This is a genomic window from Streptomyces sp. NRRL S-1813 (assembly GCF_000719605.1).
Taxonomy (GTDB): domain Bacteria; phylum Actinomycetota; class Actinomycetes; order Streptomycetales; family Streptomycetaceae; genus Streptomyces; species Streptomyces decoyicus.
The window spans coordinates 289,807-308,813 of sequence record NZ_JOHB01000009.1 but is presented as its reverse complement, the minus strand read 5'-3'; the positions used below and the strand labels follow the sequence as shown (position 1 = coordinate 308,813).

At 70.6% G+C, this 19,007-nt stretch carries 14 protein-coding genes; 6 read left to right on the top strand and 8 right to left on the bottom strand.

The genetic code is table 11. The features are described from left to right. Positions 1-31: 31 nt before the first annotated feature. The 4 genes from IF67_RS0116480 to IF67_RS0116465 all read right to left on the bottom strand — a co-directional run bounded on the left by IF67_RS0116480 (position 32) and on the right by IF67_RS0116465 (position 4,149). Complete coding sequence (locus IF67_RS0116480; RefSeq protein ID WP_030986314.1) at positions 32-1,156, bottom strand: LLM class flavin-dependent oxidoreductase; 1,125 nt, start codon at positions 1,154-1,156, stop codon at positions 32-34. A gap of 122 nt (positions 1,157-1,278) precedes the next feature. Next, positions 1,279-2,064, bottom strand: a complete 786-nt coding sequence (locus IF67_RS0116475; protein WP_030986312.1) for an SDR family NAD(P)-dependent oxidoreductase — start codon at positions 2,062-2,064, stop codon at positions 1,279-1,281. Positions 2,065-2,186: 122 nt separating this feature from the next. Further along, positions 2,187-3,098 carry an LLM class F420-dependent oxidoreductase gene (locus IF67_RS0116470; RefSeq protein WP_037839465.1) on the bottom strand — a complete coding sequence of 304 codons (912 nt, stop codon included), beginning with the start codon at positions 3,096-3,098 and terminating at the stop codon, positions 2,187-2,189. A gap of 157 nt (positions 3,099-3,255) precedes the next feature. Then, a complete protein-coding gene (locus IF67_RS0116465) occupies positions 3,256-4,149 on the bottom strand; it encodes a DUF4231 domain-containing protein (RefSeq protein WP_051818114.1) in 894 nt (297 codons plus the stop codon). A 215-nt stretch (positions 4,150-4,364) separates the two neighbouring features. Between IF67_RS0116465 and IF67_RS0116460 the strand changes: the two genes are divergently transcribed. Next, positions 4,365-7,178: a toll/interleukin-1 receptor domain-containing protein gene (locus tag IF67_RS0116460; protein WP_158713106.1), complete on the top strand. Its 2,814-nt coding sequence runs from the start codon at positions 4,365-4,367 to the stop codon at positions 7,176-7,178. Positions 7,179-7,218: 40 nt separating this feature from the next. Here the strand turns inward: IF67_RS0116460 and IF67_RS0116455 are convergent, their stop codons facing one another. From IF67_RS0116455 to IF67_RS0116445, 3 genes are all read right to left on the bottom strand, one after another. Next, complete coding sequence (locus IF67_RS0116455; RefSeq protein ID WP_030986305.1) at positions 7,219-7,551, bottom strand: hypothetical protein; 333 nt, start codon at positions 7,549-7,551, stop codon at positions 7,219-7,221. A gap of 436 nt (positions 7,552-7,987) precedes the next feature. Then, positions 7,988-9,238, bottom strand: a complete 1,251-nt coding sequence (locus IF67_RS0116450; RefSeq protein ID WP_030986303.1) for a helix-turn-helix domain-containing protein — start codon at positions 9,236-9,238, stop codon at positions 7,988-7,990. A gap of 157 nt (positions 9,239-9,395) precedes the next feature. Next, positions 9,396-10,628 carry an amidohydrolase family protein gene (locus IF67_RS0116445; protein WP_030986302.1) on the bottom strand — a complete coding sequence of 411 codons (1,233 nt, stop codon included), beginning with the start codon at positions 10,626-10,628 and terminating at the stop codon, positions 9,396-9,398. A 356-nt stretch (positions 10,629-10,984) separates the two neighbouring features. Between IF67_RS0116445 and IF67_RS0116440 the strand changes: the two genes are divergently transcribed. From IF67_RS0116440 to IF67_RS0116420, 5 genes are all read left to right on the top strand, one after another. Beyond that, a complete protein-coding gene (locus tag IF67_RS0116440; protein WP_030986299.1) occupies positions 10,985-13,927 on the top strand; it encodes an AfsR/SARP family transcriptional regulator in 2,943 nt (980 codons plus the stop codon). A gap of 211 nt (positions 13,928-14,138) precedes the next feature. Further along, positions 14,139-14,441 (top strand): hypothetical protein, encoded by a 303-nt coding sequence (locus tag IF67_RS0116435; protein WP_051818112.1) that lies wholly within the window; start codon positions 14,139-14,141, stop codon positions 14,439-14,441. Between the two features lie 214 nt (positions 14,442-14,655). Continuing rightward, the gene (locus IF67_RS0116430; RefSeq protein ID WP_030986295.1) at positions 14,656-14,850 is read left to right on the top strand and encodes a hypothetical protein; all 195 of its coding nucleotides are present in this window, start codon (positions 14,656-14,658) and stop codon (positions 14,848-14,850) included. 167 nt (positions 14,851-15,017) lie between these two features. Beyond that, the gene (locus IF67_RS0116425; RefSeq protein ID WP_030986293.1) at positions 15,018-16,568 is read left to right on the top strand and encodes a class I adenylate-forming enzyme family protein; all 1,551 of its coding nucleotides are present in this window, start codon (positions 15,018-15,020) and stop codon (positions 16,566-16,568) included. A 140-nt stretch (positions 16,569-16,708) separates the two neighbouring features. Then, entirely contained in the window at positions 16,709-17,299 is a 591-nt protein-coding gene (locus IF67_RS0116420; RefSeq protein WP_030986290.1) for a TIGR03086 family metal-binding protein, read from the top strand. Positions 17,300-17,334: 35 nt separating this feature from the next. Here IF67_RS0116420 and IF67_RS0116415 read toward each other — a convergent pair whose 3' ends face one another. Then, the gene (locus IF67_RS0116415; RefSeq protein WP_030986288.1) at positions 17,335-18,972 is read right to left on the bottom strand and encodes a FadD3 family acyl-CoA ligase; all 1,638 of its coding nucleotides are present in this window, start codon (positions 18,970-18,972) and stop codon (positions 17,335-17,337) included. Positions 18,973-19,007 lie beyond the last annotated feature (35 nt).

The following is a 19,007-nucleotide window of genomic DNA, read 5'->3' as shown; positions in this document are numbered from 1 at the left end:
GGTTCAGCCGCCGCGGCCCGGCGCCGCGGATTCAGCCGCCCGCGGCCTGGCGGAACCGGGTCGTCCGGTGCACCGGATCCGTGTCGATCTTCGGGATCACGTGTTCGCCGATGAGCTTGACCGTGTTCATCGTGTCCTCGTACGACACCCCGATCGGCAGCCCGAAGCTCAGCTGGTCGGCACCGGCCCGGTCCCAGCGCTTGCACTGCTGGAGCACCTCGTCCGGGTTGCCGCAGATCATCAGCTCCTCGGCGATCAGCAGCTCGATGATCTCGGCGGTGTACTCGGGCAGCAGCTCGGGCCACTCGGGGATGCCGTCGGGCCGCGGGAAGGTGTCGTGGTAGCGGAAGACCAGCGACTGGAGGTAGTTGAGTCCCCCGTTGACGGCAATCTCCACGGCCTTGTCGTGCGTCTCGGCGCAGATCGCCGTCGACGTCACCATCACGTTGTCGTTGACGAAGTCGCCGACCGGCTCGGCCTCCCGGATCGCCGTCTTGTACTGCTCCAGCACCCACTCCATGTCGGAGACCTTCTGCACGCTGAAGCCGAGGACACCCAGGCCCTTCTTGGCCGCCATGGCGTACGAGGACGGCGATCCGGCCGCGTACCACATCGCCGGGTGCGAGGCCCCGTACGGCTTGGGGAAGATCTTGCGCGGCGGCAGCTGCCAGTGTTTGCCCTGGAACCCGACGTACTCCTCCTGGAGCCACATCTTCGGGAACTCGGCGATGGTCTCTTCCCAGATCTCCTTGGTGTGGTTCATGTCGGTGATGCCCGGCAGGAACCCCAGGATCTCGTGGCTGCCGGCGCCGCGGCCGCTGCCGAACTCGAAGCGGCCCTCGCTGAGGTGGTCGAGCATGGCGACCTTCTCGGCGACCTTCACGGGGTGGTTGACCTGGGCGAGGGGGTTGAAGATCCCGGAGCCCAGATGGATCCGCTCGGTCGCATGGGCCAGATAGCCGAGGAAGACGTCATTGGCGGAGAGGTGCGAGTACTCCTCCAGGAAGTGGTGCTCGGACGCCCAGGCGTACTTGAAGCCGGACTTGTCCGCCTGGATGACGTACTCGGTCTCCTCCATCAGCGCCTTGTGCTCCGCGAGCGGATCGGTCTCGGCCCGCTTGCCCACGTATCCCTGTACAAAGAGCCCGAATTCCAAGGAGGTTCACCGTCCCCTGAGCCGTGCAGCCATTCCTGACGTACCGTCAGATTCGATGTGCCGACTGTTCCACCGCACCCGGGGAGCGTCAATAGCCGCCGCCGAGGTCGCCTGACGCAGCGTCAGATGATGCTGACCCCCGCCAGCCAGCCGCCGTCGACGACGAACGGCTGCCCGGTGATGTACGACGAGTCCTCGCACGACAGGAAGAGCGCCAGCTTGGCGACCTCCTCCGGCTGCCCGATCCGCCCCAGCGGCACCAGCTTCTGGTAGAGCTCGTCCACGGCCCGCTTCGACTCGGCGGGATCGGCGGCCGGATCGAGCGCGGCCGGGTTGGTCATCGGGGTGTCCACCGCCCCCGGGCACACCGCATTGACCCGGATCTTCTTGCTCGCCAGCTCCACCGCGGCGACCCGGGTCAGCCCGAGGACCGCATGCTTGGTCGCGGCATACGCGCCGACGAAGGCCATGCCCGTCAGCGCCGTGTACGAGGCGGTGTTGACGATCGTGCCGCCACCGGCTGCCTCGATCTCCGGCGCCACCGTACGTATCCCGAGGAAGCAGCCGACCTGGTTGACCTGCACGACCTGCTGGAACTCCTCCAGAGGCGTGGACACCAGCTCGTTGAAGCGCAGTATCCCGGCGTTGTTGACCAGCCCGTCGATCTTCCCGAAGGCGCCCTTGGCCGCGACCGCCGCGGCCTCCCAGTCCGCCTCCTGCGTCACATCCAGATGGACGAAGCGGGCCCGGTCCTCCCCCAGCTCCTTGGCCAGCGCCTCGCCCTGCGCATCGAGCACATCCCCCAACACGACCTTCGCGCCCTCCGCGGCGAACAGCCGCGCCTCCTGCTCACCCTGCCCGCGCGCCGCACCCGTCACGATGACAACCCGCCCGTCGAGCTTGCCCATGCCTGCACTCCTCTGCTGGTGAGTACGTTCCCGCCCCTCCGGCCCGTCGGCTGTGAGCCGCCAGGGCCAACCGTCAGCCTCAGCCGTCCAGCCGTCAGCCGTCAGCCGTCAGCCGTCAGCCGTCAGCCGTTGAGCAACGGCGCGACATCCGTCCCGAACGCCGCCATCTGATCCGTCAGTTCACTCCTGCTGCGGCAGCGGAAGCGCACCTGGATCTGCGCGACCCCCATCGCGGCGTACTCCCGCAACGACGCGGCGATCCGCTCCGGCGCCCCGGACAGGGTCCGCCGGCCGACCTCCCACCCCGGCTCGCCGACGTACAGCGGTTCGGCGATGGTGCCGATCACGGCGGGCTCGTCGACACCGGCCGCCTCCCGCAGCCTCCGCAGCTTCCCGATCTGCGCCGGCAGCTCCGCCCGCCGGTCACCCTGCGGCAGCCAGCCGTCACCTCGCACCGCGGCCCGGCGTACGGCGGCGGGCGAGGAGCCGCCCACCCAGACCGGCGGCCGCGGCGTCTGCACGGGCCGCGGCGCCTGCCCCAGCCCCTCGAACGCGAACCGCTCCCCCGCGAACGTCGGGAACTCCTCCGGCCCCAGCGCCGCCTTCAGCGCATCGACCGTCTCGTCCAGCACCGCCCCACGCCGCTCGAAGTCCACCCCGAGCGCCTCGAACTCCTCCGTGACGTGCCCGGCCCCCACCCCGAGAATCAGCCGCCCGCCGGAGAGCCGGTCGAGCGTCGCGTACTGCTTGGCCGTGACCAGCGGATGCTTCAGCCCGACCACCGCGACATGGCTCAGCAGCCGCACCCGCTCGGTGACGGCGGCCAGATGCGCAAGGGTGGCGACCGGGTCGTACCAGACGGTGCTCATCGCCTCGGCCAGCCGCCGCGGAATCGCGATGTGCTCACAGCAGGCGATGTACGCGAATCCGTACCGGTCGGCGGCCTGTGCGATCGCGACCAGATCGACGGGCCCGGCCGCTGCCTCCCAGCTCTCCGCATAAAGGGCGCTCTGCGACTGCACCGGCAACTGCATCCCGTACACCAGCCGCCCGTCCTCCGGCCGCCACACCTCACCGCGCACGCCGTCCACAGGCCCTCCCGCAATCTGACGATGCGTCACACATCCCGGCGCGACACATCGTGGCGCCTGACGCTCCATCAGACAAGGGCGGGCGCCCGGGTGCAGTCGACTACACGGCTCCCCGGGAGGCCCGCCACATCGTGTGTTCGCGGCTGATCGCCTCCTCGGCGTCGGCCACCTCCTGCGTCCAGTCCGCCTCCTCATGGGTTGCGGACAGCCGCTGGTGCACGATGCTCAGTTCGGTCGCCGCGAAGGTGTAGGCACGACCGAGCGACTCGTACTGCCGCACCGCGAACCAGGCGGCACCGGCGCCCAGCACGGCCGCGAGCACACCGGGCAGATCAACGTCGATGACCTTCAGCAGGCGCAGCACAGCGGCGAGCACACCCAGCCCCTCCACAACGATGAGGCCGATCCGCCAGCGACGGGCCAGGGTGATGTTCACGGCCGCCTTGGTTCCGTACCACTGCTGCTGATCCACGATGCGCCCGCCGAGATACGCCTGCTTACGGCACGCGAACGGGCTCCGGCGCAACTCGCCCATGGCCTGGGTGGCGGCCATGGAGCCCACCGGGACGATGCTGTCGGCCGGCGCCTCCCTGAGCAGGACCTCCAGCCGCTCGTGGAATCTGCGGTCCGCGGCGTCCGCGGGCAGCGTGGCCGGGAACGGCTCGCCCGCCACCGCGTACCGCCAGGACAGCGTCTTCGCCGACTCCGCAAGGGCACGCCCGTCGTACCAGGCACGCTCCGGCCGCTCCGTGAGCATCCACACCTCCAAGTAGACGGTCGCCAAGAAGGCCAGGAGCACCACCGTGACCGCGGCGTCGTGGCTCGACACCGCACAGACGGCAGCCACGATCGCCAGTAACAGCCGCCATTTCGTGCCCCGCATATGGCGGCGCTGCCCCGAAATCGAAGCGGCATCCGCCGACCGGAACACCGCCGGAAAATCCTCTTCGCCGAGTGTTCGCCCCTCGCTCACCGCAGCCCCGCCCCCTCGCATCCCGCAACATGAGCCCGAAATACGAAGGAAGTGTAGAGCCGATCGTCGGCGGCCACCCCGGCATTCAGGGACGGGACCGGACTGAGGACGAGACGCTGCGGTGACACCAACTTCCCTGCCACAAGGCACCGTTGCCACCCACCCCGGCGATGTGGATGATGCGGCAACGGGGGCGTGCGGCGGCCCCGTGCCGACCTGACGACGGGGGAACCGGAATGGCTGGTCAGAACGCCTCGCAGCGCACCCACCGATACGACGCCTTCCTTTCCTACAGCCATGCGGCCGACAGCGCCAAAGCTGATCATCTGCGGCGGGGCCTACAGAATTTCGCGCGCAGCAGCTGGCGGCAATTACGGGCGCTGCGCATCTTCCTCGACAATGCCTCGCTGGCGGCGAACCCAGGTTTGTGGCCCGAAATCGAGCGTCATCTCGCGGATTCCGGCGCCTTTATTCTGCTCGCCTGCCCGAGGTCCGCAGACTCGGAGTGGGTGCAGAAGGAGATCAACTGGTGGCGCGCCGGCCCCGGGGCGCGGCGGATGCTCATCGTCGTCACCGGCGGCGAGCTGACGTGGGACCACGGGACGGGGGACTTCGACTGGGAGCGCACCACCTGCCTGCCGCGCACCATGGCGGGAATGTTCCGCGACGAGCCTCGGTGGGTCGATCTGCGGTGGATGTCGGAACAGGATCCCGGCTCACTGCGGGACTCTCGCTTCCAGCAGTGTGTGGCCGACCTGGCGGCCCCGCTGCACGAGCGCCCCAAAGAGGACCTCATCGGTGCGGATGTCACCCGGCAGCGCAGGACGAAACGGCTCGTGCGCGGTGCGCTCGCCGTCATCACCGCTCTCGCCGTGACGGCCGGCCTGGGCTGGGTGGACGCCGTCCGGCAGCGGGACGAGGCCCAGCGGCAGGCCCTGCTGGCGACCTCCCGGCAGCTGGCCGCGACCGCTCTGAACCTGAAGGACGGAAATCTGCGGCTGGCGTCGCTGCTGGCGATCGAGGCGTACCGCATGCAGCAGTCACCCGAGGCCATCGCCACGCTGAACCGGCTCTCCACGGACAGCCCTCATCTGGTGAGCATGGCGTCGAGCGCGAAGGACATCAGCGCGCTCGCCTTCAGTACGGACGATAAGGCGGTCGCCGTCGGGGACGAGGGGGGTGCGGTGGCGGTGCGGGGCGCCGACGGCCGCACCCTGCGCGCCCGGACCTCGCTGCCGGGCCGCATCACGGCAGTGGGCTTCAGTCAGGACGGGAAGCTGCTGGCTGCCGGGGACGACAAGGGCAATGTGGGGGTCTATGACCTGACGCGCAAGACACTGCGACGATTGGCTCCCCAGCCCAAGAGCGTGTCCTCGCTGGCATTCAGCACGGCGGGACAACTGGCCGTCGTGGACGCGGTCGGCACGGTGGTGCTGTACGAGGAGAGCGGGAAGAAGGTCCGCTCTCGGCGCACCGGCCGCTCCGGCGACGTGATCGCCTTCCAGAACGCCGGGTCCCGCCTTCTGGTGCGCAACACCGTGGGGGGCGGCGCCCTGCACACCGTGCCCGAGCTGCGCACGATCCTGAACAGCAATGAGCTCGTACTGCCCGCGAGCCAGGCCCTGGCGGCCGTCTCCAACAGTGGCCGCTGCTTCGGCTACTTGAAGTTCGGGCAGATCATCAGCACCGGACTACCCGAGATCAAGGGCCGCAAGGCCGTCGCCAACACCTGCGCGGACTTCCCCACCCTCACCAACGAAGAAGCCAGGTCGCTGGCGCTGACCGACAACGGCAGGATGGCCGTGGGCACCGCGTCCGGCATCACGGTGGTCGACGCGGAGACCAAAGAGCACGACAGTCAGCTCCGCAAGCTCACCGGTGTCGGCCGGCCCTCGCTGCTGAAGTTCTCCGACACGGGCAGCAGGCTCGCTTCCGCACACGGCCGGACGGTCGCGGTGTGGAACTTCGGGCAGTTTTCCCGGACGGCTCATGCCCACGGCCTGCCCCTCTCGGACGACCAGACCATGCTCTACAGCCCGCCGCTGGCCGCCGGCCCGGACAGCCAGGTCGCCTGGAGCAACCTCATGCAGGGCGACCCCTTCGGCACGGAAACCAAGCTGCACGTCTGGAGCCCGAAAGGCGGCGCCACGCTCGCGGGCGGGGACACCCTCATGTACGACGCGCTCGCCTTCAGCCCCGACGGCCGGACACTGCATGCCGGCCTGGACGGCGCAGTGCAGTCATGGCAGATCCAGGACACACGCCTGGTGAAACGGCGCACGGTGGCCTTTTCCGGACAGCGGATCGGCTACCCGCGGGACCCCGTCATGATCGCCCCGCGCGCGGACGGCTCTCTGGTCGTCACCACGGACGACGGGGCCGTCCATGTCGCCGGACCGTCGGCGCCACGCACCCGGATCATGGTGCCGCCTGGCACCGGCGACCCTCAGAAGGGGTTGCTCTCCTCGTTGAGCGACGGCGGCCGGACCGCCGCCGTGGAGAACACCAAGGGCGCCGTCGACCTCTACGACGTCGACTCCGGAAGGAAATTACAGTCGGTGCGCCTGGACGGCGAGCAGGTGAACGCGCTCGCACTGGCCGCCGCGGGAAACGCCCTGTTCCTCGAAGGCAGTAAAGGGACGTTGGCCCGCTGGGACCTGGACGAGCAGCGATTCCGCTGGCAGAGCGCCGAGCCGAACGGGGCCCGGGTGACAGCGAGCGCGGACGGCCGCACGGTCATCACCCTCTCCGACGGCGGCGCCGTGAGCGGGTGGGACGCGGACACCGGGGACCGGCTGGGCGGCCCCGACATCCCCCTCCCACTCCATACGCTGTCCGGAATCGGCGGCATCGGGGAGCACACCGGCTTCGTGGTGGACAGCGCGGGCACGCTGTGGACGGCCACCGAAGGCGGCGAGGTCCTCTCCTGGGACTTCTCGGTGAACTCCTGGATCGAGGGCCTCTGCCGGATCGCCGACCGCAACCTCACCGACGCCGAATGGCGCCGCTACGTAGGAACCACCCCGCCGCCCCGCCGCACCTGCGGCTGACGGCACGGCACAACCAGCGCGGACCGATCGGCCCCGCCGCCTATCCGCCCGCGCTCGCGTCGTTGCCGTGCCCCTCGGAGCCAGGGACCGACGACGACAGACGCGCACCCCGGCTCACCGCGACCCGGCGCGTGTCCCGCAACGCCACGGTCAGCTCAGCCGCAAGGAAGCGGAGCTCCCGCGCGGTGGCCTTGGGGTCGCCGAGCATGTCGTCGGCGTGGCCGAGCAGGTCGTCCGCCACGTCGAGCTGCATGGTCTCGATGCTGTCGGCCACGCGCGATACGTAGCCGCTGCCGTCGCCCGCGAGGAAGCACGGATTGCCGTCCGGGGTCGACCACGGCAGCAGCCGGACCGTTGTCTGCGACTCGCTCACCGCGCGACCACCGCCGCTCCGCACTTCATACGCGGGTCGAGGGGCACACCGGCCACGGCCGTCCAGAAGGCTCGGGGTCGGGAACTTGGCATGCGTACCTGCTGTCGCCGCTCATGCGCCACGAGATACGGCCGGACCATGACGGTGTCCTCACCCCGCAGCACCGGCACACGCGTCAGGCGCCCGGCCGCTGCGGCCCCGCGGGGTTCGGCAGGATGGGTAACGTCCCCCCGATGACGGCCCGGTGGCGGCAGCAATAACCGCAACAACGGCTCGAAAATCCGGGCGATACAGTGCGGCACGTCGGCCTGCTTTCCTCAGGTTGGCCATGCCCCGGACCGCCGTTGGCGCGGTCGCGAGGGTCTTCGGTAGTCGTACGAGGACTGACCGTAGGGGCCCTGAGGAGGTAGCGGGGGCACACTTTGTACCCCCTCGATCAGGCGGCCAATACACCGATCCTGACGGCGAGTTCGCTCGCCCTGCGTCGCTGGGACGGACTCTTGGACTCCGCCTCTTCGAGGACGATGCGCCGCGCATAGCCGTTGTACCGGACGGTTTCCGGCGCCGCCTCGTACGCCTTGCCGAGGGCCGCCAAGGCGGCCTCCGCCTGTCCGTCGAGTTGATAACCGCGCGCTTCCTCGATCCGGTGGCGCGCACGCCGCGGCCGGGAGGGGATCGTCGTGGTGTCGGCAGCGGCCACCTGGCGCACGCTCTCCGCCCCCGCGTGCAACTCGACCGCGAGGGTGACCGCGTGGGCTCCCATGACGGCCCGGGAGAACGACGTCACGGGGTGGTAGTAGTCGGCAGGAAGCCGCTCCGCCATGGCACGTGCCGTATCCCAGTAGCGCCAGGCGGTTCCGGTGTCTCCCCGGCGGGCGGCGGTGTAGCCCGCCTCGAATTGCAGCGCTCCGGCAATGGCGAGCACCTCGTCGCTCGCGTCCGGCAAGAACGCTTCCAGGTAGCGGAGCGTCTCCAGGTTCACCGCGTCGGCGGCGTCGAAGTGTGCGTGCCCGCTGTCGCGGTGTGCCTGGGTCGCCAGCCACGCGGAGACGCCGATGGTGTGCGGGTCCTCGGATTCCTGCGCGGAAATCATCCCGCGCTCCACGACCCGCCACAGCAGCGAGGCATCCGGCTGGTACGCGAGAAAGAACTGGCTCAGGCTGTATGCCTCGGACAACAGTCGTTGCGCCACGCGCCGCTCGCCCGCCGAGTCGGCTTGCAGTACCGCCAGCTGCGCATCCCTTATGAGTTCCGGCAGGAGAGCCCCGATGACGTCGCGGTGGTTCGGCGCGGAATGCCGGGCACCCCACGCGCGGACGAGGCGCTCCCTGAGGTGCGCCGCCGTCGGAGCTTCCCGTCGCGTCGTCAAAGGGAACGTATTGAGGGCCGCCCGTACCGCGGGCAGTCGGACGTGCCCAGGCCCGGCGAACATGGCGATCGCCATCGACTGATCACCCGTGAGGTCGGAGAGATCCCTGACCCTGAGGGCCTCCGCAATACGCAAGATCACGGGCAGCTTGGGCATGTGCAGGCGCCCGCCCTCGATCTGCTTGACCCAGCTCGGCGACTTCCCCAGCAGCCCGGCCAGGACGTTGCGGCTCATCCCTCTACGGGTCCGCAGGATCTGCATGCGCTGACCAAAGGCAACCGGCTCGGCGAACGGGTCCGGCGTGGCATCTGAAGACACAGCCTTGCCCCTCTCTGTGCAGCTCGTCACAGCCAGAGTACGGCGCCGGGCCCTCCTTGTTGATCCCTTGTGGAAACCGCTGCGGGGGCGGGTCCCGGGCGGATCACCCCTGGGGGCTCAAAGCCGAGCCCCCACCCGTCACCCCTCGTTCCCTCCCTCAGTCTCCCTCCCCCGGCCCCGCCCAGAGCCCCTCCCCCGTCAACCCCAGCAGCGAAATCGCGTTCCCCCGAACGATCTGTTCCACCACGTCCGGGGCCAGGTGCCCCATCTGGGATTCGCCGACCTCCCTCGACTTGGGCCAGGTCGAATCGGAGTGCGGGTAGTCCGTCTCGTAGAGGACGTTGCCGACGCCGATGGCGTCCAGGTTCTTCAGGCCGAAGGCGTCGTCGAAGAAGCAGCCGTAGATGTGCTCGGTGAAGAGTTCGGACGGCGGGCGGAGGACCTTGTCGGCGACGCCGCCCCAGCCGCGGTTCTCCTCCCACACCACGTCCGCGCGTTCGAGGATGTACGGGATCCAGCCGATCTGGCCCTCGGCGTACATGATCTTCAGGTCGGGGAAGCGGTCGAACTTGCCGCTCATCAGCCAGTCGACCATCGAGAAGCAGCAGTTGGCGAAGGTGATCGTGGAGCCCACGGCGGGCGGGGCGTCGGCGCTGGTCGAGGGCATCTTCGACGAGGAGCCGATGTGCATGGCGATGACCGTGCCGGTCTCGTCGCAGGCGCGCAGGAACGGGTCCCAGTAGTCGGTGTGGATGCTGGGCAGTCCCAGATGCGTCGGGATCTCGCTGAAACAGACCGCCCGTACACCGCGGGCCGCGTTGCGCCGCACCTCCGCGGCGGCCAGCTCCGCGTCCCACAGGGGGACGAGGGTCAGCGGGATCAGCCGGCCCTGCGCCTGCGGGCCGCACCACTCCTCCACCATCCAGTCGTTGTACGCGCGCACGCCCAGCAGCCCCAGTTCACGGTCCTTGGCCTCGGTGAAGGTCTGGCCGCAGAAGCGGGGGAAGGTGGGGAAACAGAGGGCGGACTGGACGTGGTTGACGTCCATGTCCGCCAGGCGTTCGGGCACACTGAAGGAGCCCGGACGCATCTGCTCGTAGGTGATCCCTTCGAGCTTGATGTCGTCGCGGGAGTAGCCGACGGCGGTGTCGAGGCGGGTCAGCGGCCGGTGCAGATCTTCGTAGACCCACCAGTCGGCTATCGGCCCGTCATCCCCCGCGGCGCCCATCTTCGGGGCGAACTTTCCGCCCACGAAGGTCATTTCCTTCACAGGCGCCCGGACGATGCGCGGTCCGATGTCGTGGTACTTCGACGGGAGCCGGTCCCGCCAGACGTTGGGGGGCTCCACCGTGTGGTCGTCCACCGAGATGATCTTGGGGAAGGTCTCCATGGCCGACACGGTAGCGCCGATCTGACGATCCGTCAGCAATGAGCCGCGCGCCTTCAATGGAGGAGAGGCGGCGGCTGACGCAAAGTCATGGGGAGGGGGAAGGGGGGAGCGAGAGCGGAAGAGCTCGGTGGGGCGCATTCGGAGCGCAGAGAGGCAACTACCGACCAATGGGCGCATGGAAGCGGAATCTCGCGCCTCCTTGCGCGCCGGCGCATACCCGTCCTGATCACCCGAGGAGGCTTTGTGGATGCTCCGGACCCCTACTGACGTAAGGGGCCGTGACAAGGCAGACTGACCGTTGCGCTCGGTGAACCGATGCGAACGGTACGAACGGATGGCACAGGGCAGGTGGACACATGGACGACAGTCCGGGGCAGGGGCGGGAGCGGCTCCGCTTCTCCGTGCTCGGTCCCGTGCGGGCCTGGCGCGGCGCAACACCGCTGGCGGCGGGGTCCCCGCAGCAGCGTGCGTTGCTTGCCGCACTGCTGCTGCGCGGCGGGCGTACCGCCACCGCACCCGAGCTCGTCGACGCGTTGTGGGGCGACGAACCGCCGCACGCCGCGCTCGCCGCGCTCCGTACGTACGCCTCAAGGCTCCGCAAGGCGCTCGGCGATGACGCCGCCGCCCTGGTCAGCGAGTCCGGCGGCTACGCGATCCGGTCGGTGGACGGCCGCCCGCTGGACCTCGACCACGACCATGCCGAGCAGTACGCGGCCGAGGCCGAGAAGGCCAAGGCCGCAGGTGACCGCGGCCGGGCCCGCGAACTCCTCGACGCCGCGCTCGCACAGTGGGACGGCGAACCGCTGGCCGGCCTCGCCGGCCCGTACGCCGACACCCAGCGCACCCGCCTCGACGAGTGGCGGCTGACCCTGCTGGAGACCCGCCTCGAACTCGACCTGGAGGTCGGGTGCCACGCCGAGGCGGTCTCCGAGCTGACCGCCCTCACCGCCGCTCACCCGCTCCGCGAGCGGCTGCGGGAACTCCTCATGCTCGCGCTGTACCGCAGCGGCCGGCAGGCCGAGGCGCTCGCCGTCTACGCCGACACCCGCCGGCTGCTCGACAAGGAACTGGGTGTCGAACCCTGCGCCTCGCTCGCCGAGCTCCAGCAGCGGATTCTCCGGGCCGACCCGGAGCTGGACGCACCCGTCATCGTCAGCTTCGACGCGAACACCAGCAGCCCCGCCGTGGTGCGCCCGCAACAACTGCCCGCCACCGTGGCCGACTTCACCGGCCGTGCCGCCTTCGTCGCCGAACTCGGCGATCAACTCGCCACCGCCGAGGGCAGCGTCATGGCCGTCTCGGCGCTCACCGGCATCGGCGGCGTCGGAAAGACCACCCTCGCCGTCCATGTCGCACACACCGCCCGCGACCACTTCCCCGACGGGCAGCTCTACGTCGACCTCCAGGGCGCCGGGCACAACCCCTCCCAGCCGGTGGCCGTCCTCGGCGCCTTCCTGCGCGCCCTGGGCACGCCCGACGCCTCCATCCCCGACGGCCTGGCGGAACGCTCCGCCCTCTACCGGTCCACCCTCGCCGGCCGACGTGTCCTGACCCTGCTGGACAACGCCCGGGACGCCTCCCAGGTCCGGCCGCTGCTGCCCGGCACGGAGGGCTGCGCCGCGCTGGTCACCAGCCGCGCCCGGATGAACGACCTGGCCGGTGCGCACCTCATCGATCTCGATGTGATGAGCCCGGAAGAAGCGCTCTCCCTCTTCACCCGGATCGTCGGCGAGGAGCGCGTCACCTCGGAGCGGCAGGCCGCCATGGCCGTCGTCGGGGCCTGCGGCTTCCTTCCGCTGGCCATCCGCATCGCCGCCTCCCGCCTGGCCGCCCGCCGTACGTGGACGGTCTCCATCCTGGCGCGCAAGCTCGCCGACGAGCGCCGACGCCTGGACGAACTCCGTGCCGGCGACCTCGCCGTCAAGGCCACCTTCGAACTCGGCTACGGCCAGCTGGAGCCCCAGCAGGCCCGAGCCTTCCGCCTGCTGGGCCTGGCCGACGGGCCGGACATCTCGCTGGCGGCGGCGGCCGCCATCCTCGACCTGGACATCGACGCGGCCGAGGAGCTGCTGGAGTCCCTCGTGGACACCTCCCTCCTGGAGTCCGCCGCACCGGGGCGCTACCGCTACCACGACCTGGTGCGGCTGTACGCACGCGCCTGTGCCGAACGCGACGAACAGCCCCCGTCCGAGCGGGACGCGGCGATGTCGCGACTGCTGGACTTCTACTCCGCCACGGCCGCCAACATGTACGTCCTCGAGCGCCCCGGCGACCGCCTCGTCGACCACATGGAGGCCACCGCCTTCCCGGGGCTGGAGTTCGACGACCGGACGACAGCGCTGGAGTGGCTGTTCAGCGAGGCCGGCTGCTTGCTGTCATGCGCGCGCCAGTGCGAGGGCCCCACGACCCTGCGGCGCGCCGCCGACCTGCTGCTGCTCACCAAGGACCTGGCCGAGTCCGGCGCCGATGCGCTCCAGTACGAGCAGGCCGGCGTCTCCCTGCTGGTCGCCGCCCAGAAGGCCGGCGAGCAGCACGCCCAGGCCAGGATCCACACCGCACTCGCCTATGCCCGTACGCTCTCGGGCCGGCTGAACGACGCGGACGAGAACGCCAAGTCCGCCATGCTGCTCGGCCTCGCCGTCGAGGACCCGTTCTCCTCCTCGTATGCCCCCAACGACCGGGGCATCATCGCCAACGCCCAGCGACGGCACGACGACGCGGAGGCCTACCTGGGGCAGGCCCTGGCCGCCTTCCGCAGCGACGGCAACCGGAGCTCCGAGGCCAGCGCGCTGTGCAACCTCTCCCGGGTCCATCTGGACACCGGCCGGGTGGCGAGCGCCATACAGCTGGCCGAGGAAGGGATCACCATCTACCGCGAGTTGGGAGCCACGCGCCGGCTCGCCAACGGCATGTACGCCCTTGCCCTCGCCTACACCCAGGACAACCGGCTGGACGAAGCGACCGAGCAGCTTGCCGCCGCACTGGCCATCTTCCAGGACAGCCGCCAGCGGTTCTGGGAAGGCATGACCAACTACCGGATGGCCGAGGTCGACCTCGCGGCCCGGCAGCCGGCCGCCGCCGCCAACCACGCCGAACAGGCGCTGGCAGCCCTGCGCGGCATCGGTGGCGAGTCCCGGCGGGCCAGTGCCCTCACCACGCTCGGGCGGGCCCTCAACGAGATCGGGCACACCGGCCGGGCAAGGGTCTGCTGGCAGGAGGCGCTGGCCATCTTCGAGCGTCTCGGGCTGCCAGAAAGCGCCGTTGTCCAGGAGCTATTGGTTCCCGTGGTGGTCGCGTAACAGCGCCTGTGGGCCCCCGCAGCGGACGTTTATCGATCGTTCATCGGCAGGGGCCACTCTATTGCTTACCGAACCGCCGCCTCGGGGGGCAAGCGGCTCGGTGACCAGGTCGCCCCGTTAAGGTGAGCGGCCGCGCCGCGCCCGTCCGGAGGCCCTCGGGGGAGTCGCCGGGCGGGCGGGGCACAAAGCGCCCACACAGGAGTTGATCGCCATGACAACCGAGAAGCAGACACCGGGTCCGAGGGATCGTGACATCGTCAAGCCCCTCGACAGCCACCAGCCGATTCTCGGGGCCGATTTGACGCCCCAGGTGCCGTCGCGGGGGGATCGCGACGTCATCAAGCCCAATGACAGCCACCAGCCCATTGCGGGGGCCGGCATCAGCCCCACCGTCGACGACAGCCACCAGCCGACCCCCGGCCAGGGGGCCGCGCCGAAGAACGGCACCAAGCCCGGTGCCGGTGAGACCATCCTGCCGATGGACAGTCACCAGCCCATCGGCAAGCCCAACTAGCGCCACCTGAGCCAACGGGGGAGCTATTCGGGGGATCGCAGGGGCCGGTGTCCATGGCTCGGAGGGGAAGCCACCGACACCGGCCCCTGCGGCATGTCCGCTTCGGTTTTGCCGGCGAGGTTCTGCCGCCGGCGAGAAGTGCGAACGCCTGAGCGCACTTGCCACTATTTTTATGACACCAGCGACAATTTCCGTTCTTTACTCAGGAGTTGGCATGACTTCCACCAAGAAGATCCTCGTCGTCGGCGCGCTCGCGCTCTCCGCGTTCGGGGGCGCCACCGTGCCCGCCCTCGCCGACAGCCACACCCCCGCCCCGCCGCAGTCCGTGGTGGTCCCGGACAACCACATGCCGGTGGTACCGAGCGACAACCACGCGCCGCTGGCCCCCCTCGACAGCCACACCCCCTGACACAACCGGCAGCCCTCACCACACGGGCTGCCGCGGAACGCTCCGCACCCGGCCCGCAGGGCCCACGGCCCGGCAAAGAGTTCATCTCTCCGCCCCTTGCAGCTATCTGACGGTACGTCAGTTTGCGGTGCTACAGTCACGCCACCCGCGACCCGCGAGGAGGCGCCGTGTTCGAACCCGCCCGCACACATTCGCTCTGGGAACTGGTCGAGTACCGGGCACAGCTCTCACGCGGGGCGCCGATGTTCTACGACGGGGACGGGCGGAGCGTCACCTTCGACGGGGTCCGCGACGCGGCGCTGCGGGTGGCGGCCGGGTTCCGGGAGCTGGGGATCGGGGCGGGGACCCGGGTGGCCTGGCAGTTGCCGACGCGGATCGAGACGGTGATCGCCTCGCTGGCGCTGGCCAGGCTCGGGGCCGTACAGACACCGGTCATCCCGCAGCACCGGGAGCGCGAAGTCGGGTTCATCCTGGCGGAGTCGGCGGCGGAATTCGTGCTCGTACCGGGCGTGTGGCGGGGGTTCGACCACACCGCGATGGTGCGGAAGGCCGCCGGGGACGGGGTGCGGGTGGTCCCGGTCGGGAACGGGCTGCCCACGGCGGACCCGGCCGGGCTGCCCGATGCGGTGTCCGACAGCGACGGCGGCACCACCTGGATCTACTACACCTCGGGCACCACCTCCTCCCCCAAGGGCGTCGAGCACACCGACGCCACTCTCCTCGCCGGCGGCATCGGGCTGGCCACCGCGCTCGGTATGTCCGCGGACGACGTCGGCTCGATCGCCTTCCCGTACGCGCATATCGCCGGCCCGGACTATGTCATCGCCATGCTGGTCAGCGGGTTTCCCGCGGTCATCCTGGACACCTTCGAGCCGGGCCGCGCGGCCGCCGTCCACCGGCGGCACGGGGTGACGATGGCCGGTGGCAGCACCGCCTTCTACCAGGCGTTTCTCGATGAGTCGCGCCGCTACCGGCAGCGGCATCCGCAGGCCGGGCGGCTGATTCCCTCGTTGCGGCTGCTGTCCGGCGGCGGGGCGCCCATGCCGCCGGAGCTGTACACCGCGGCCGGGCGGGAGCTGGGGTGCGCGATCGTGCACGGATACGGCATGACCGAGTGCCCGATGATCACGATGGGCACGCCGTACGACGGGGACGAGCAGCTGTCGCGGACGGTCGGCAGGCCGGTGGTGGGGGCGGAGATACGGATCGCCCGGCCGGACGGGAGCGAGGCCGAGGCCGGGGAGCCCGGTGAGGTGACGCTCCAGGGGGCGATGCTCTTCCGGCGGTACACGGACCCGGCGCTGACCGCCGAGGCGTTTGCCGCCGACGGCTTCTTCCGCACGGGTGACCTGGGGTATCTGCGTCCCGACGGGCATCTGGTGCTGACCGGGCGGCTCAAGGACATCATCATCCGCAAGGGCGAGAACATCTCCGCGCAGGAGATCGAGGACCTGGTGCACGCCCATCCGGCGGTGGCGGAGGCGGCAGTGATCGGGCTGCCGGACCGGGAGCGTGGCGAGCGGGTGTGCGCGGTGGTCACGCCCGCCGATCCGGCGGCGGCGCCGCTGACCCTGGACGAGCTGACCGCGCACCTGCGGGCGGCCGGGCTGATGACGCAGAAGCTGCCGGAGCAGCTGGAGACCGTCGGCGAGCTGCCGCGCGGCGGGCCGCTGAACAAGGTGCTCAAGGCAGTGCTGCGGGAGCGGTATACGGAGTAGCCGGGGCGCTACGGCGGTGTGGCGATGAGTTCCGGGCGCCGGCGGAGTCTTCACTGGGAACGTCACCGGAGGGGTGCGCGGCACGCCTCCGGTGGGACGACCCGGCAGGACGCCCCCGGCAGGACGGAAGGACCCGGACGATGACCGAGACGATCGACTTCGCTGCGCAGGCCCGGCTGGTCTCGCAGCTCGCGGCGCAGACCGCCGATGAGCAGCTCGACGCCCCCACCCCCTGCGAGGCCTATGCGGTGCGCCATCTGCTGGGCCACCTCGTCGGCCTGTCCGCGGCATTCCAGGACTCGGCGCGCAAGAACCTGGGGGCGACGACGAGCGTCAACCCGGGTGCGGAGGTGCCGGACGTGGAGTCCGGCTGGCGGGCCGAGCTGGACCGGAACCTCCGCGGGATGGCGGAGGCCTGGCACGATCCGGCGGCCTGGGAGGGCGAGACCCAGGCGGGCGGGGTGACCCTGCCCGCCGCCATCGCGGGCCGGTTCGCGCTGAACGAGCTGGTGCTGCACGGCTGGGACCTGGCGCGCGCCACCGGGCAGGACTACCGGCCCGACGCGGCGAGCCTCGGGGTCTCGTATGCGCTGCTCGCGCCGATGGCCGAGAGCCCGGACCGGGTGCCGGTGTTCGGCGCGCCGGTGGCGGTGGGGGCGGACGCACCGCTTCTCGACCAGGTGGTGGCGCTCAGCGGCCGGCGGCCCGACTGGGCGCCGCCGGGGTCGTAGGGGTCGTAGGGGCGTCGGCATCCTGCGCGGCCGGATCACGCCGGAGCGGGCCCCGGGGCTCCGTTCCGCAGCCGGGTCTTGAGGATCTTGCCGCTGGCGTTGCGCGGGAGTTCGGTGACGAAGGCGACCTCCCGCGGGACCTTGTAGTTGGCCATCTCACGGCGGGACCAGGCGATCAGGTCGTCGGCGGTGAGCGCGGAGCCGGCGCGGCGGACCGCATAGGCCTTGCCGACCTCGCCGAGACGGCGGTCGGGTATGCCGATGACGGCGACGTCGGCGATGTCCGGGTGGCGGCCGAGGAGTTGCTCTATTTCGGCGGGATAGGCGTTGAAGCCGCCGACGATGAACATGTCCTTGATGCGGTCGGTGATGCGGAGGTTGCCGTCCGCGTCGAGGCCGCCCACATCGCCGGTGCACAGCCAGCCGTCGGGGGTGATCACGCGGGCCGTGCCGGCCGGGTCCTCGAAGTAGCCGGACATCACGTGGTAGCCGCGCACCTGCACCTCGCCGGGGTCGCCGGGCGGCAGGGGGCGGCCCGAGGCGTCGACGACCCGGACCTCGGTGCCGGGGAGGGTCCGGCCCGAGGTCGTGGCGATGACCTCGGGCGGATCGCCGCGGCGGCACATCGTGACCACGCCCGAGCTCTCCGACAGCCCGTATGCCGTGAGGACGGTGGAGATCTTCAGCTCGCTGCGCAGCCGCTCGACCAGCTCCAGGGGGACCACGGCGGCTCCGGTGACCACCAGGCGCAGCGCCGAGAGGTCGTGCAGGGCGCGGGCGGGGTGGTCGAGGATCTGCTGGTGGAGGGTGGGCGGGCCGGGGAGTACAGAGATCCGCTCGGCGGCGATATTGGCGAGCGCGGTCTCCACGCTGAAGACCGGCTGCGGGATCATCGTCGCGCCGCGCAGCAGACAGGCGATGATCCCGGCCTTGTAGCCGAAGGTGTGGAAGAACGGGTTGACGATCAGATAGCGGTCGCCCTCCCGGAGGCCGGCCAGGTCGCTCCAGGCGTCGTAGGCGCGCAGGGTCTGCGCATGGGTGATCACCGCGCCCTTGGGATGGCCGGTGGTACCGGAGGTGAAGATGATGTCCGCGGGGGCGTCGGGGTGCAGGGCGTCGCCCCGGCCGCGGACCGTCTCCGGCGACACCTCCGCACCGCCGGCGAGGAAGTCCTGCCAGGTGGTGAAGTCGGCGGGGGCGTCGTCGGAGAGCACCACGACCTTTTCCAGCTGCGGCAGCCCTGGCAGCGGGCCGCGGCCGCTGCCTTCCTTGGCGGCGCGGCGGAGTGAGGCGACGTAGGACGTACCGAGGAAGGTGCCGGTGACGAAGAGGAGCTTGGCGCGGGTGCGGCGCAGGACGTAGGCGGCCTCGGTCCCCTTGAAGCGGGTGTTGACCGGGACGAGTACGGCGCCCGCGGTGACGGCCCCGAGGGCGGAGACGATCCAGTCGAGGGTGTTGGGCGCCCAGAGGGCGACGCGGTCGCCGGGCGCGACCCCGGAGGCGATACAGGCGGCCGCCGCGGCCTCCACCCGCGCGCCGAGCCCGGCGTACGACACCCGGGTGCGGCCCTCGACCACGGCCTCGCGGGAGGCGTACCGCTGCGAAGCCGTGCGCACCAGCCGGGGGATGACGCCGTACTCCAGGTCCGCCCGCGCCTCCAGGTCGTCGCGCATCGCGTTGCCTCCCGCCGAAGAGCCCTGCGCCACTA